Raw genomic sequence first — 13946 nt, 5'->3', positions numbered from 1 at the left:
ATCTCCTCTGCGCCCAATGAGTCAAGGTGCGGATTCATCACCTGGCAGTCAATGAGCTGACCATCATGACGGGCAAAGTGGCGACAAAAATACCAAAGCGCCACTTTGGAGGCGTTGGGTTTGAGGCTAAACATCGACTCACCACAAAACAGTTGGCCAACGCTGACGCCATAGAGACCGCCAATCAAGGTCTCGTCTTGCCACACTTCGACCGAATGGACGCGCCCTTTCTTGGCCAACCTCTTATACGTGTCACGCATCTCTTCGTTCAACCATGTCTCATCGGCAGGGCGAACACTGGCGCAATAGTCGATCACTTGTGCGGTCGCCTTGTTTATACTCACAGAGTAACGCTGTTTTTTTTGAAACTTCTTGAGACTTTTTGCCGGGGCAAAGGTCTTAGGATAAAAGACCGCCCTCGGTGCTGGGCTCCACCACAAGATGGGTTCACCTGGCCCAAACCAGGGGAAGATGCCGTGCTGATAAGCCAGTTCAACGCGCTCTGGTGAGAGATCGCCGCCAAAGGCGAGTAGGCCGTTGGGCTCTTCTAACGCCTCAAATGGAGACGGAAAGCTCAGCGTTTGTGGGTCTAACTCAGTCAAATATATCGTCATAATCGAAGAGGACGTGAGATGAAAAAGTGGACTTGGATCTTATTGATTTTTCCTCTGTTTGCCAATGCTGCTTATCAGAGAAATGTTGCCAGACCTGTGAACGAAGTGGTGTTTGGCGCAGTGGATACCGTGCGCTACATCAGTCAAGAAGAAACCGTTCAGTCGCACGCGAATGGCTGGGAAACCTTGTTAGGTGCCGTCATTGGTGGTGTGGTTGGCAATCAGTTTGGTGATGGTACCGGGAGAGAGGTGGCAACGGCGGTAGGCGCCGTCGCGGGAGCCAGTGTGGCAAGGCATCGTGCCAATCAAATCTATAAAGTGGAGTACAAATTGGTTGAGCTGTTGATTGAAACCGACAGCGGCCACTTGGTGGATGTGATTCAAGATGTGGACCCCAACATGCTATTTAGTCGCGGAGATAAAGTCAGGATTTTGTATTTTGACAACGGCGTTCGGGTGGATAAGACCTATTGATGGAGTCGCACAGGCACTCAATCGTATTTGTACGTGACTTAGCTCTGGTTTTAACCGGGGATTTTAGTTAGTCTGCCAGTACGAAGAATTTTTCATTGCCCTCAATAGGAATGAGGGTGATAAAGGAACAACTCACTGAATGGAAAGCCTTACGTTACAACCGATCAATAAAGTCAATGGTGAGGTCAACTTACCTGGTTCAAAAAGTGTCTCAAATCGTGCGCTGCTGCTTGCTGCGCTAGCAAAAGGGACAACACGCCTGACAAACTTACTCCATAGCGACGATATTCGCCATATGCTCAATGCACTGACGCAACTTGGCGTCAGCTACACTTTATCGGACGATAAAACCGTCTGTGAGGTGGAAGGTCTCGGTCACGCATTTCATAGCGAGGGCGCACTTGAGCTCTTTTTGGGCAATGCCGGCACGGCGATGCGCCCATTGGCTGCGGCGCTCTGTCTTGGCACTGGCGATTATGTGCTGACTGGCGAGCCGCGCATGAAAGAGCGCCCGATTGGTCACTTAGTGGATGCGCTACGTCAAGCTGGTGCGGAGATCACCTATCTGGAAAACCCTAACTATCCACCGCTGAAAATTCAAGGCACGGGGCTTTCTGGTGGTACCGTTGAAATTGACGGCTCCATCTCGAGTCAGTTTTTGACCGCATTCCTTATGGCAGCACCGCTGGCGAAAGGGGATGTGGCGATCAAAATCATTGGTGAGTTAGTCTCAAAGCCTTACATCGATATCACTCTGCACATCATGAAGCAGTTTGGTGTTGAAGTAGAGAACCGCGACTACCAAGAATTTGTGATCCAGAGTGGCCAATCTTATCTCGCCCCGGGTGATTTTCTGGTTGAAGGTGATGCCTCTTCCGCGTCTTACTTCTTGGCTGCCGCCGCGATTAAAGGCGGAGAGATCAAAGTCACCGGCATTGGCAAAAACAGTATCCAGGGCGATATTCAATTTGCTGATGCTCTTGAAAAAATGGGCGCTCAGATTGAGTGGGGGGATGACTACGTCATATCACGCGTGGGCGAGCTTAAAGCGGTAGATATGGATTTCAACCATATTCCCGATGCGGCGATGACCATCGCCACCACCGCGCTGTTTGCAAAAGGGACAACCGCGATACGCAATGTTTATAACTGGCGCGTGAAAGAGACAGATCGCCTATCGGCGATGGCAACGGAGCTGCGTAAAGTCGGTGCAGAGGTGGAAGAGGGTGAGGATTACCTTATCGTGACGCCGCCAGCAACGCTGACACACGCTGCGATCGATACCTACGATGATCACCGTATGGCCATGTGCTTTTCGTTGGTTGCACTGAGCGATACGCCAGTGACGATTAATGATCCCAAGTGCACCTCTAAAACCTTCCCAGACTACTTCGAAAAATTGGCGGCGCTGAGCTGCTAACGAGGGTGAATGGATTAAAGCCAAGGCAAAAGTCCTTGGCTTTTTTTGGGGCGAGAGAGGGGCTATCGCTCGGTTATTTTGCGAGTGTAAACTCTTTAGACAGGTGATGAGCGAGGTATTTAAACATGTTGAATACGGCGGTCGTCTCTTGGGTAGGTAGGCCATTGTCATCAAGAAAGTAGTCACCTTTGAATACCAATACGTCCTCTTTTTCTTCTACGCTGGTCGCTCGCATCCCTTCGATATAGTCATCATGTTCTTGGATGATGTGATTGGCGATCATCAATAATTCCGCTTCTGAGATGGTCTTTTTATCGCTCATGGGGTTACCTCTTTGATATTGATAGCCGAATTCTAAGCATCTTTTCCATAATTTCAATGCGTGTTTACGTTGGATAAAGAGGACAGTGCGGCTACGCTTTTGTGAGCAAATGCAAAAATCGTTTCGATTTCTAAAGCGCATCGCTGAGTCTATCTATAGTATGTGCGCCCTTCTTTATTACCCATAGTGGGAGAGTCGTCGAATTGTCGAGCAGTCAATTGACTTTTTTAAAAAAGGTATTGATCTTCTTGCAATCTCGCTCAATAGTAAAAAAAGAAGCAAAATTTTAAGTATATCGTGCGCTAAAAGCGCTGCCGAAATAGGACACTTGAGTCGATTATGGGTAAGTCACTGGTTATTGTGGAGTCGCCAGCCAAAGCGAAGACCATCAATAAGTATTTAGGTAAAGACTTCATTGTGAAGTCGAGTGTTGGTCACGTCCGTGACCTACCAACTGCGGGTCAAAGCACAGGCCAGAAGGCGGCGGCGATCTCGACAAAAGGTTTGAGCGCTGAAGAAAAAGCCAAAATCAAGAAAGAGAAAGACAGGAAAGCACTGATCAAAAAGATGGGCATCGACCCATACCACGGTTGGGAAGCAAACTACCAAATCCTACCCGGCAAAGAGAAAGTGGTTGCAGAGCTGCAAAAGCTTGCTAAAGACGCGGACGCCGTCTATCTCGCCACCGATTTGGACCGCGAAGGAGAAGCCATCGCTTGGCACCTTCGTGAGATCATCGGCGGCGATGAAGAGCGATACAAACGCGTTGTATTTAACGAAATTACCAAGAACGCGATTCAACAAGCATTCCAAAAACCGGGTGAGTTGAGCATGGACGGCGTCAATGCACAGCAAGCGCGCCGTTTTATGGATCGCGTTGTGGGCTTTATGGTGTCACCACTGCTGTGGAAAAAGGTGGCTCGAGGCTTATCTGCTGGTCGCGTGCAGTCAGTGGCGGTGAAACTGCTGGTTGAGCGTGAACGTGAAATCAAAGCGTTTGTCCCTGAAGAGTTCTGGGACATTCATGCCAACACCAAAACGGCGGACAAGACAGATTTTCGTCTTCAAGTCGCGCAAGAAAATGGTACGGCATTTAAGCCCGTCAATGAAGCGCAAACTCAAGTGGCGTTGGATGTGCTCAAAAACGCCACTTTTGAAGTGTGCAAGCGCGAAGATCGCCCGACATCCAGTAAGCCTTCCGCACCTTTCATTACTTCAACGTTGCAGCAAGCGGCGAGTACCCGTCTTGGCTATGGCGTAAAGAAAACCATGATGCTGGCTCAAAGGTTGTATGAAGCCGGTTACATCACCTATATGCGTACCGACTCGACCAATTTGAGTGCAGAAGCGGTCGACAGTGTGCGTGGCTTTATTGGCAGTGAATACGGTGATGCCTATTTACCCGCCAAACCGAATGTTTACGGCAGCAAAGAAGGGGCGCAAGAAGCGCACGAAGCGATTCGTCCTTCGGATGTTGCGGTGAAAGCCGAGGATTTACAAGGCATGGAAGCGGATGCGCACAAACTCTATGCTTTGATTTGGAATCAGTTTGTCGCATGTCAGATGACCCCTGCTAAGTACGATTCCACCACCGTTAGCGTTAAAGCGGCACAATACACGCTGAAAGCGAAAGGTCGTATTCTTAAATTTGACGGTTGGACACGCGTTCAGCGCCCGATGGGTAAGAACGAAGACCAAATTCTACCGCCAGTGCAAGTGGGCGATCACGTTGACCTAGTGAGCTTAGATCCTAAGCAGCACTTCACCAAGCCGCCTGCTCGTTTCACCGAAGCGGCACTGGTTAAAGAGCTTGAAAAGCGCGGCATTGGCCGTCCGTCGACGTACGCATCTATCATCTCTACCATTCAAGACCGTGGCTATGTGAAAGTGGATCAGCGCCGTTTCTATGCCGAGAAGATGGGTGAGATCGTCACCGATCGTCTTGATGGTAGCTTTGATGAGCTGATGAACTACGAGTTCACGTCTAAGATGGAAGAGAAGCTCGACCAAATCGCTGAGGGTTCCGCCAACTGGAAATCGGTCCTCGATAGCTTCTTCAAAGATTTCACTCAAGATCTTGAACAAGCTGAGCAAGATGAAGAAGAAGGCGGTATGAAGCCTAATCATATCGTTTACACCGACATCGAATGCCCGACCTGTTCACGTCCAATGGGAATTCGCACCGCATCGACAGGGGTTTTCTTAGGGTGTTCGGGCTATGCGCTGCCACCGAAAGAGCGTTGTAAAACCACCATTAACCTCGGTGACGAAGAGGGCATCATCAATGTCCTTGAAGAAGACGTTGAAACCGCGGCATTGCGAGCGAAGAAACGTTGTCCTATCTGTGAAACCGCGATGGACGCGTATTTGATTGACGACAAGCGCAAACTGCACGTGTGTGGTAACAACCCGAACTGTGAAGGTTATGTGGTTGAAAAGGGCGAGTTTAAAGTCAAAGGGTACGATGGCCCTGTCGTTGAGTGTGACAAATGTGGCAGTGACATGGTGCTGAAAAACGGTCGATTTGGTAAATACATGGACTGCACCAGTGAGACCTGTAAGAACACGCGTAAGATTCTGAAAAATGGTGAGGTAGCGCCGCCTAAAGAAGATCCTGTACATCTTCCTGAGCTACCTTGTGAGAACTCAGAGGCTTACTTTGTGCTCAGAGACGGTGCGTCTGGTCTCTTCCTCGCAGCGAGTACGTTCCCGAAATCTCGTGAAACTCGCGCACCTCTAGTTGAAGAGTTGGTGAGGTTTAAAGACCGCTTGTCACCTAAGTTCCTCTACTTGACCGAAGCGCCGCAAAAGGATCCGGACGGATTGCCTATGGTGGTTCGTTTTAGCCGTAAGACTAAAGAGAACTACGTTCGTTCAGAAGTTGAAGGTAAGCCAACGGGTTACACCGCTTTGTATATCGACGGAAAATGGGAAGTGTCGGACAAGCGTAAAAAATCCGCCAAGTAACACGACGATGTCTTTACGATAAGCACGTCTTCAGCAGACCCCAAAGGCAGCCAATCTAGGCTGCCTTTTTAGTTTTAGAACTAACAATAATAAGTATGATGAATGGGATGGTGATCCCCATTTGCCAAATAAATAATCAACTTTGTGATGATTCGCTGGTTCTGTTTTGACATTTTCAATCTGAACTTCTATTGATCTATCTCTGGTGAGATAAAAAGATGACTCTAAAGTTAAGACTATTTTTCGCAATCTTCGTACTCTGTATGGCGTTCGGGTTGGCAGCCTATGCGCTCTCTAAGCATATTATCGATGATATTATCGAGGAATTGATGTGGAAGTATGGTCAAATCATCGCGCAATATGATGTAGAGAAAACTCTTGCGCCGTTGACCACGGAAATCGCCTTGGCGCAGGAGCTGGCAAGACACCCCAACATCACCTCCTGGGCGCAGAATGCTCAAGATGGTGTTTATCGCTCCGTGGCCCAAGAAACGCTCGAACACTACCGATGGCGCTTTGATTCCAAAAACTTTTTTATTGCACTCGATCAGGACCTTTCCTATCACTTCAACGATGTCAACAGTATTAGAACGGGTGACTTTCAACGATACACCTTAGAGCCTAACGCGGATGACGACCAATGGTACTTTGAGCAAAAATCGAGCTTAACGCCTCTGGCGGTCAACATTGATAAAGACTCTCACTTGGGGGTAACCAAAGCGTGGATCAACCAAAGCGTTATTGTCGATGGCCAGTTTTTGGGCATTGTCGGTACGGGTTTGGATATTGATATGTTGGTCAGTCAGCTTAATCACCACAAGAGCTCACCACTCTCGACCCTGTTTATTGATCGCCAATTGCGCGTGCAATTGATCCGAGATTCCGATCGCTTTGTGTTTCCATTGGGTGAGCAAGGTCAAAGCCGCCCGACACTGCAAGAGGTGATAGACAACGATAGTGATTACCAAATCATCCAGTCGGCGTTGTATCAACAACTGAATGGCCGTGAGTCACAGTTTCTGATGCTCAAGCAAGATGCAGGTAATGTGGTGGCCATGATGCATTACATCGACGCATTGGGCTGGTTTGAGTTGACGCTGCTGAATGTAGACGCGGTGCTGCCACTCTTTATGCTGGATTATTTGTTGTTTATTTACCTAGGCCTCGCGTTGGTACTGAGTGTACTCTTCTACCTGTATGCAGCCAAAGAGTGGTTGATGCCGCTAGAGAGGTGGTTCACGCGCCTACACACGATGGCTCGTGGTCGGCGTCACTCCCATTTGGATGCTGTGACCGTTGATGCGGACTTAGCGGTTGTTGAAAGAGAGCTCTTAGAGGCGCGTCAAAGCGTCGAGAAGTTGGTTGTCGCGCGGACCGCCGCGCTCGATAAACTGGCGACCTATGATGTGATGACGCACTTACTTAATCGACGTGGCATAGAAAGAGAAGTGACGAATGAGCTTGCTCGAGGTAAGCGCGAACAGAGCCAATTCGGCTTGATATGGGTGGATGCTGGGCTTTGTGACGCGCTGAGTGCGGAGCACATAGGGCAAGACAAAACGCCTTGTTTGAAGTCGATTGCCGTAGCCATTTCAGATACGATTCGTGAGTATGACCTTGCTGCGCGTTGGGGAGAAAGTGAGTTTTTGTTGTTGATCAAAACCGATCAGAGGGAAGTGCTAAGCACGTTAGCACAGCGATTGATTGACACGATTCAACAGCAAAGAGCCCAAGACCAATTGCCCGCCTTATGTTTGTCCGTTGGTGGCTCTCTGATTAGTTCTGAGATGACCTTGCATCAAGCTTTATCGGTGGCGGATCGCGCCCTCTATCAGGCCAAAATTAATCAAGAAAAAATATATATTCACCACTGCCCACATGACACCCTGAATCAACTAATGGAACTGTCATAAAACATAAATAAAACACAGGTTTATTACTGAGCAAGAACGTCACTCTCTTGTGGTGATCTTGTTAATCTTATGTGAGCAATCGCTTATGTAATGTGAGCTGAATCAGCCATCCGCAAAGTAACTCATCTTACCATCTAAGTACGGTATATTTTAAATTGTAATCTTGGGCAAATAAGATAACGTAGAGTAAATCGCCGTGTTAAACGTTTACGTAGCAAAATGCGCGTAAGATCTATGCAGTTTGCATGCGCCATTCGCTAACGCTGTCAGATTTTGGAGCGTCGATGAGCCCCCCAAATATTACACTTTCTCATCGACAATATTATAAAAATGGAGATTAAAATGGCTGGTGTTTTAGGTATGATCCTCGCAGGTGGCGAGGGTTCGCGTCTGCGTCCTCTAACTGAATCAAGAAGTAAACCCTCGGTGCCTTTCGGCGGGAGTTACCGTCTGATTGACTTTGCGTTGAACAATTTCGTTAATGCGGATTTGATGCGCATTTACGTGCTGACGCAGTTCAAGTCTCAGTCTCTGTTCCATCACTTGAAAAAAGGGTGGAACATCAGCGGGATTACGGATCGCTTTATTGACCCGATCCCAGCGCAAATGCGCACGGGCAAACGTTGGTACGAAGGCACGGCAGATGCGATCTACCAAAACCTGCGTTTCATGCAGTTGTCGGAGCCAGAGCAAGTGTGTATTTTTGGCTCTGATCACATCTATAAAATGGATATCAAACAAATGCTTGATTTCCATAAAGAAAAAGAGGCTTCCCTGACCGTTTCTGCGTTGCGTATGCCACTGTCAGAGGCGTCACAGTTTGGTGTGATCGAGGTGGATGAAGAAGGTCGCATGATCGGATTTGCTGAGAAGCCAGCCAATCCGAAAGCGATTCCAGGTGACCCTGAGCACGCGCTCGTCTCTATGGGTAACTATATCTTTGAAGCAGAGACGTTATTTGCTGAGTTGATTGAAGACGCCGACAATGAAGCGTCATCGCATGACTTTGGTAAAGACATCATTCCTAAGATGTTCCCAAGTGGCGACGTGTTCGTTTACGACTTCAGTACCAACCGTATCACTGGCGAGAAAGAAGAAGTGTATTGGCGCGATGTGGGTACGATTGATGCCTACTGGCAAGCGCACATGGACTTACTTGCCAAAGACGCGCCATTCTCGCTCTATAACCGTAAATGGCCACTTCACACCTACTACCCACCATTGCCGCCTGCAACGTTTAGTGATTCGGACAATGGTCGAGTGCAAATTATTGATAGTTTAGTGTGTAACGGTAGTTTTGTACGCGGTTCGCGTATTGAAAAATGTGTGCTTGGCTTTAGAAGTAATATTGCATCTGCGTGCGATATTAGCGAAAGTATCCTTTTAGGTGACGTGAAGATCGGCGAAGGCTGTGTCTTGCGTCGCGTCATCATCGACAAGGATGTGGATATTGCGCCAGGGACGCAAATCGGTGTGAACCTGACGGAAGATAAAAAGCATTTCCACGTGTCGGATGACGGTGTTGTCGTTATTCCAAAAGGAGCACGTGTTGGCTACTAAGAATCTCTCTATTCTCTTTGTAGCATCGGAAGTAGAAGGATTGATCAAAAGCGGTGGCTTGGCAGATGTTGCCAAGGCACTGCCTGAAGCCCTTTTTGAGCTCGAGCAAGATGTGAGACTCACACTTCCCGCTTATCGCAAGGTTGCAGGCATTGAGTCTGCGACTGTGGTTTTAGAGACGGCATTAGAGCACTGGCCTCATACGCCTTATTGCGTCAAGCAGCTAGCGCTATCGGGAATCACTGTGTATGCCATCGATTGTCCGCAGTATTTTGACCGTCCTGACATGTACGCCGAGTACAATCAAGCCTACTCAGACAATGGTGAACGCTTCGCCTTTTTTAGTGCGGCGAGTTTGGACATGCTGCCGAAACTGGGCTTTCAGCCGGACATTGTCCACGCCAATGACTGGCACACGGGTCTGGTTCCATACCTTCTCAAGCATCGTTACGCCAGTGACGATTTTTTTGCTCATACCAAAAGCATTCTTTCCGTGCACAACGCGGTCTTCAAAGGTGTCTTTGGCTATGATGAGCTCGGCGATCTGCCTGAGTTCCAGACGCATTACGCGCCGGATGCCGCAGTGAGTGCAACGCACATCACCATGCTTCGCGCTGGGGTGAAAACCGCTGATAAGGTGAACGCGGTTAGCCCGACGTACGCGCAAGAGCTCAAGACCGAACTGGGCAGTCATGGTATGGCGCAAGATTTTCAAAGCCGAAGCCATGATCTGGTGGGGATTCTTAATGGTTGCGACTACAGTACATGGAACCCAGAAACAGACATCCACTTACCGTTAAATTACCGAGCGACGAAGCAGAGTATGGTACGCGGTAAGAAAGCGTGTAAGGCGGCGCTGCAAGCAAAAGCGAAACTGAGCGAAAAAAACGTCGCGATGTTTGGCATGGTTTGCCGTTTGACGCAGCAAAAAGGGTTACATTACCTGATCCCTATTCTGTCTGAGTTTCTCAAACACGATGTTCAGTTGGTGATTGTTGGGACCGGCGACCCGATGTTGGCAAGCCATCTTAAAGCGCTCTCAGCCACACACAGCGACAAATTTTCGTTTATCGAGGCTTACGATGAAGAGCTTGCTCACTTGGTGGAAGCGGGCAGTGATTTCTTCTTGATGCCGTCAGAGTTTGAGCCTTGTGGTCTCAATCAGATCTACAGTATGGCTTACGGTACGCTGCCAATCGTTCGTGGTGTGGGTGGACTGAAAGATACGGTTCACCATTACGACGATGATCCGTCAATCGCTACTGGGTTTGTGTTTGATGAGCCAACGCCGACTGCGTTGTTGTTGACTATGCTTCGTGCTTTGCTGCTCTACGCGCAAAATCTCAATGAGATAAAACGGGTTCAATTGCACGCGATGACAGAAAACTTCTGTTGGGAAAAAGCGGCGGGTGAGTACATCGAACTCTACCACAGTGCTTTAAGCGCCTAACACTAGGTCATTGAATTGCGGACGCTATTTTTTAGTCTGTTTGCGTAAAGACGACAATAGATCCGCATAAAGAAAGCGCCTGAGGGGTTTTGTGCTTGCACAGTCTCACGGCGCTTTCATTTTTTCTAACATTTCCGATTGCACTAAAGTGGCGGTTTTCGTTTATGCTAAACAAAAACACGGGCGCTTTTGTGTTACCCTGCGCCCTGAATTGTGTGACGATAACGGTTATTTTTCGACTATGACTCAAAGCTTGCTATTCCATAAGACTTTTAAACACCCCACTAGCGATGAGTGGGTGGTCTTTGTGCATGGCGCAGGCGGCAGCTCATCGATTTGGTTTAAACAGATCAAAGCCTACAAGCAGCATTTTAATTTGCTGCTGATTGATTTGCGCGGCCATGGAAAATCGAACCAGCTGATTAAGGAGATCATTGCCAATCGCTACACCTTTAAAGAGGTCACATTAGACATCTTAAAAGTGCTCGATCACCTAAAGATTCAGTCGGCACATTTTGTCGGCATGTCGCTTGGAACCATCATCGTCCGTAACTTAGCGGAGCTAGCGACTGGGCGCGTAAAAACCATGGTGTTAGGTGGCGCCGTCACACGACTCAACACACGCTCTCAAGTACTGGTGAAGTTGGGCAATCTGTGTAAACACATTGTGCCCTACATGTGGCTCTATCGACTGTTCGCCTACATTGTGATGCCGCAGCGAGCACAAAAAGAGTCGCGACATATGTTTATCCGCGAAGCGAAGAAGTTGTGCCAAAAGGAGTTCAAGCGTTGGTTTATTTTGACCGCAGAGGTGAACCCTCTGATGCGCTACTTCAAAGACCGCGAGTTACCTATTCCTACGCTCTATCTGATGGGTGAAAAAGACTACATGTTCATCACCCCTGTGAAAGAGATGGTCTCAGCACATACGCTCAGTGAGCTGCATGAAATTCCTGACTGTGGCCATGTGTGTAATGTTGAGCGCCCAGATGAGTTTAACGATCACTCCATCGCCTTCATTCAGCAACACCTCACTGCTTAATCTCGGTTGACTCCAAGCACACTCAAGTTGGTTTGGTGTGCTCGCACTGCCAACATAACTGAAAATGGTCGTCATTTTCTTCTTGGCAAGTCGGGCAAACCCAAACAATGTTGTCGGGGGTGTCCTGTTGGAAATCATCAATCAGCGCGAGTGCCGCCTGCTTCTGCTCTGGGCGAATTAACCAAACGTACGGGCTGGCCTCTTCGCCAAACGGAATCTCTCCCTGCAAGCCGAACAAACCTTCACCTCTCACCTCACAGGCTATTCCTTCGCTGCGCAGCATTTCACACACGATGTGTGCTTGTGGTGGTGTCGTGGCAATAAAAATTTTCAAGACGCTTGCCCATTGGATTGCGGTGTCGCTTTGAGTTTGGCCATTACCCATTTGGCAACGATAGGGAATACCCCAAGCAACGCAAAAGAGGCAAGTACCGTTGGGGAGACGATGCCTGACAAACTGTCGATTTGCGCTAGCTGAGTCCCGGCGTTGAGGTAGACGGCCGTGCCCGGCAACATACCCAGTTGACTAACCAGATAGAAGCGCGCGATGGTGATGGGCGTAAGACCCATCAAGAGGTTGATCAAAAAGAAAGGGAACACCGGTATAAGGCGCAGTGAGAAGAGATAAAACGCACCATCTTTTTCGACCCCTTGGTTAATTGTCGCGAGCTTATCGCCAAACTTGCTTTGTACCCACTCTTTGAGTAAAAAGCGGCTGCTTAAAAACGCCAAGGTGGCACCTATCGTACTGGCAAAAGAAACGAGCAATAAACTGGTCCAAAAGCCAAACAGCGCAGCGCCAAGCAAGGTGACGACGGCTGCTCCAGGGATCGAGAAGGCGGTGATAGCGACATAGGCGAAGAAGTAACTCAGCGCGGCTAGGGCAAAGTGGGTGTCAATGATTTCAGCCAGCGCTTGCTGCTGAGCTTTGGCGTTATCAAGTGTCAGGTATTGACCAAAGTTTGCGCCTAAAAACACAATCAGAGCGAGCAAACCAATACCTAAAAGCAGTTTCTTGTTCATATGGATCCCTTTGAAAACATCATCATTGATCATTGTTAGATATGAACCAAAAAGCCAGTAAAAAATTTCGCCCTAAGGGGAAAACACGTTGAATTCTATGACGAAGGAATGGAAACGCTGAAAAAGCATCGGCTAAAAACGTCTCAAGCCAGCGGTGTTCGGCTGGCTTGAGAAGGGTATTGGAATTAATGAACGCTATCGCTGACTAGCTTTGCAGCTGATTCAGGAGCTCGTCGCGTCTTGCTTGAGGGACCACAGACCAGTGCGTACCTTTAATTGCCCCCTCAAGTGCCCACAGCAGGTCGATACTGACATCGGCAGAGTGTGTGGAACGAATCGCTTTATACGCTTCCACTGCGCCCGTCTGCTCCAAACGGGAGACACTGTCGATACCCGCTTTCTTGAGCATTCGCTCGGTCGCCAGACGCAAGTTCGGCAGATCTTTGAGGCGCGTTGGTTTGGCGTTGGTTTGACGCTGCTTGTCTTTGTTGGCCGCCTCTAGTGCACTGTTTGCCATCGCAACTGTCTGAGCGACATCCTGATCCCAGTCATGACCGAGGGCGTAGTATTTGGTAACCACAGGGAAACCACGCTTTTTATACACGTATGGCTCGAGTCCCTGAGCATTAAACTGTTGGGCCAACGAGTCGTCGGCGCGTATGTGAAGTTTGTCATTTACCACGAGGGCAAACATGGTGTCATCAGCGAAGATTCCGAATCCACCAAACATTGAGCGAGACTTGATCTTGCCCAATGGTTCAAACAATCGCATTGAGTCTTTTAAAATTGGTTTATCCATGCTGTTATTCTCGGTGTATTACAATACGCCACCAAATTCAGGTCCGAGAGATTAGCAAAAATATGCAGGTTTTGTGTCAGTAGGGTGTCATTCTGGCTCATAAAAGAATAATCCTACTCACGGTGTGAGCGCATAATGCGCGCGCAACGTTTAACTCATTGTATTCTTTGCTTTTGATAAAGAATTACGGAGTGCACATTTGCCATCGGCAACCCCGCTACCAAGCAGTCATCAACGTTGATATCGTTGAGTGGCTGCAACAGGCCGGAAGCTTTGCGTCCCATCCTTTCGAAATGGTTTGCCCTGTTCGTGGCATTCGTCGAACATAATAAGCATAAATAATTTATGGGCTAAACATCACG

Annotated in this window: 12 protein-coding genes and 1 riboswitch; of the genes, 7 read left to right on the top strand and 5 right to left on the bottom strand. The window is 48.5% G+C overall.

The window, feature by feature from the left end; all coding sequences use genetic code 11:
* Positions 1-614: leucyl/phenylalanyl-tRNA--protein transferase (gene aat, locus AC6R0S_RS00805; protein ID WP_500637016.1), on the bottom strand; the 614-nt coding region annotated here is incomplete at its 3' end.
* A gap of 18 nt (positions 615-632) precedes the next feature.
* Here aat and AC6R0S_RS00800 point away from each other — a divergent pair.
* Positions 633-1088 carry an outer membrane lipoprotein gene (locus AC6R0S_RS00800; RefSeq protein WP_487903235.1) on the top strand — a complete coding sequence of 152 codons (456 nt, stop codon included), beginning with the start codon at positions 633-635 and terminating at the stop codon, positions 1086-1088.
* 139 nt (positions 1089-1227) lie between these two features.
* Entirely contained in the window at positions 1228-2508 is a 1281-nt protein-coding gene (gene aroA / locus AC6R0S_RS00795; RefSeq protein ID WP_500634156.1) for a 3-phosphoshikimate 1-carboxyvinyltransferase, read from the top strand.
* 73 nt (positions 2509-2581) lie between these two features.
* On the opposite strand, the gene AC6R0S_RS00790 is transcribed toward aroA, so the two are convergent.
* Positions 2582-2830 carry a YciN family protein gene (locus tag AC6R0S_RS00790; RefSeq protein WP_334551034.1) on the bottom strand — a complete coding sequence of 83 codons (249 nt, stop codon included), beginning with the start codon at positions 2828-2830 and terminating at the stop codon, positions 2582-2584.
* Between the two features lie 339 nt (positions 2831-3169).
* Here AC6R0S_RS00790 and topA point away from each other — a divergent pair, with 339 nt between their 5' ends.
* The 5 genes from topA (at position 3170) to AC6R0S_RS00765 (ending at position 11762) form a co-directional block, all read left to right on the top strand.
* Positions 3170-5797: a type I DNA topoisomerase gene (topA, locus tag AC6R0S_RS00785; RefSeq protein WP_500631907.1), complete on the top strand. Its 2628-nt coding sequence runs from the start codon at positions 3170-3172 to the stop codon at positions 5795-5797.
* A 218-nt stretch (positions 5798-6015) separates the two neighbouring features.
* On the top strand, positions 6016-7710 hold the full coding sequence (locus AC6R0S_RS00780; protein ID WP_500637015.1) for a GGDEF domain-containing protein: 1695 nt from the start codon (positions 6016-6018) through the stop codon (positions 7708-7710).
* 342 nt (positions 7711-8052) lie between these two features.
* Entirely contained in the window at positions 8053-9270 is a 1218-nt protein-coding gene (glgC, locus tag AC6R0S_RS00775) for a glucose-1-phosphate adenylyltransferase (RefSeq protein ID WP_500631909.1), read from the top strand.
* Positions 9260-10720, top strand: coding sequence for a glycogen synthase GlgA (gene glgA / locus AC6R0S_RS00770; protein WP_500637014.1), 1461 nt, complete (start codon positions 9260-9262; stop codon positions 10718-10720). The genes glgC and glgA overlap by 11 nt, the downstream gene beginning before the upstream one ends.
* Positions 10721-10961: 241 nt before the next feature.
* Positions 10962-11762, top strand: a complete 801-nt coding sequence (locus AC6R0S_RS00765) for an alpha/beta fold hydrolase (protein ID WP_334551028.1) — start codon at positions 10962-10964, stop codon at positions 11760-11762.
* A 22-nt stretch (positions 11763-11784) separates the two neighbouring features.
* Here the strand turns inward: AC6R0S_RS00765 and AC6R0S_RS00760 are convergent, their stop codons facing one another.
* The 3 genes from AC6R0S_RS00760 to AC6R0S_RS00750 form a co-directional block, all read right to left on the bottom strand.
* Positions 11785-12096, bottom strand: coding sequence for a putative signal transducing protein (locus tag AC6R0S_RS00760; protein WP_500637013.1), 312 nt, complete (start codon positions 12094-12096; stop codon positions 11785-11787).
* Positions 12093-12785, bottom strand: coding sequence for a TVP38/TMEM64 family protein (locus AC6R0S_RS00755; RefSeq protein ID WP_500631911.1), 693 nt, complete (start codon positions 12783-12785; stop codon positions 12093-12095). The genes AC6R0S_RS00760 and AC6R0S_RS00755 overlap by 4 nt, the downstream gene beginning before the upstream one ends.
* A 205-nt stretch (positions 12786-12990) precedes the next feature.
* Entirely contained in the window at positions 12991-13584 is a 594-nt protein-coding gene (locus AC6R0S_RS00750; protein WP_500637012.1) for a TfoX/Sxy family DNA transformation protein, read from the bottom strand.
* A gap of 204 nt (positions 13585-13788) precedes the next feature.
* Positions 13789-13897, bottom strand: a riboswitch (cyclic di-GMP riboswitch).
* Positions 13898-13946 lie beyond the last annotated feature (49 nt).

Source organism: Vibrio sp. R15-SG3-ISO1B, assembly GCF_059833835.1.
Note: the sequence above shows the minus strand (reverse complement) of the source record. Positions and strands in the feature narration are given on the sequence as shown.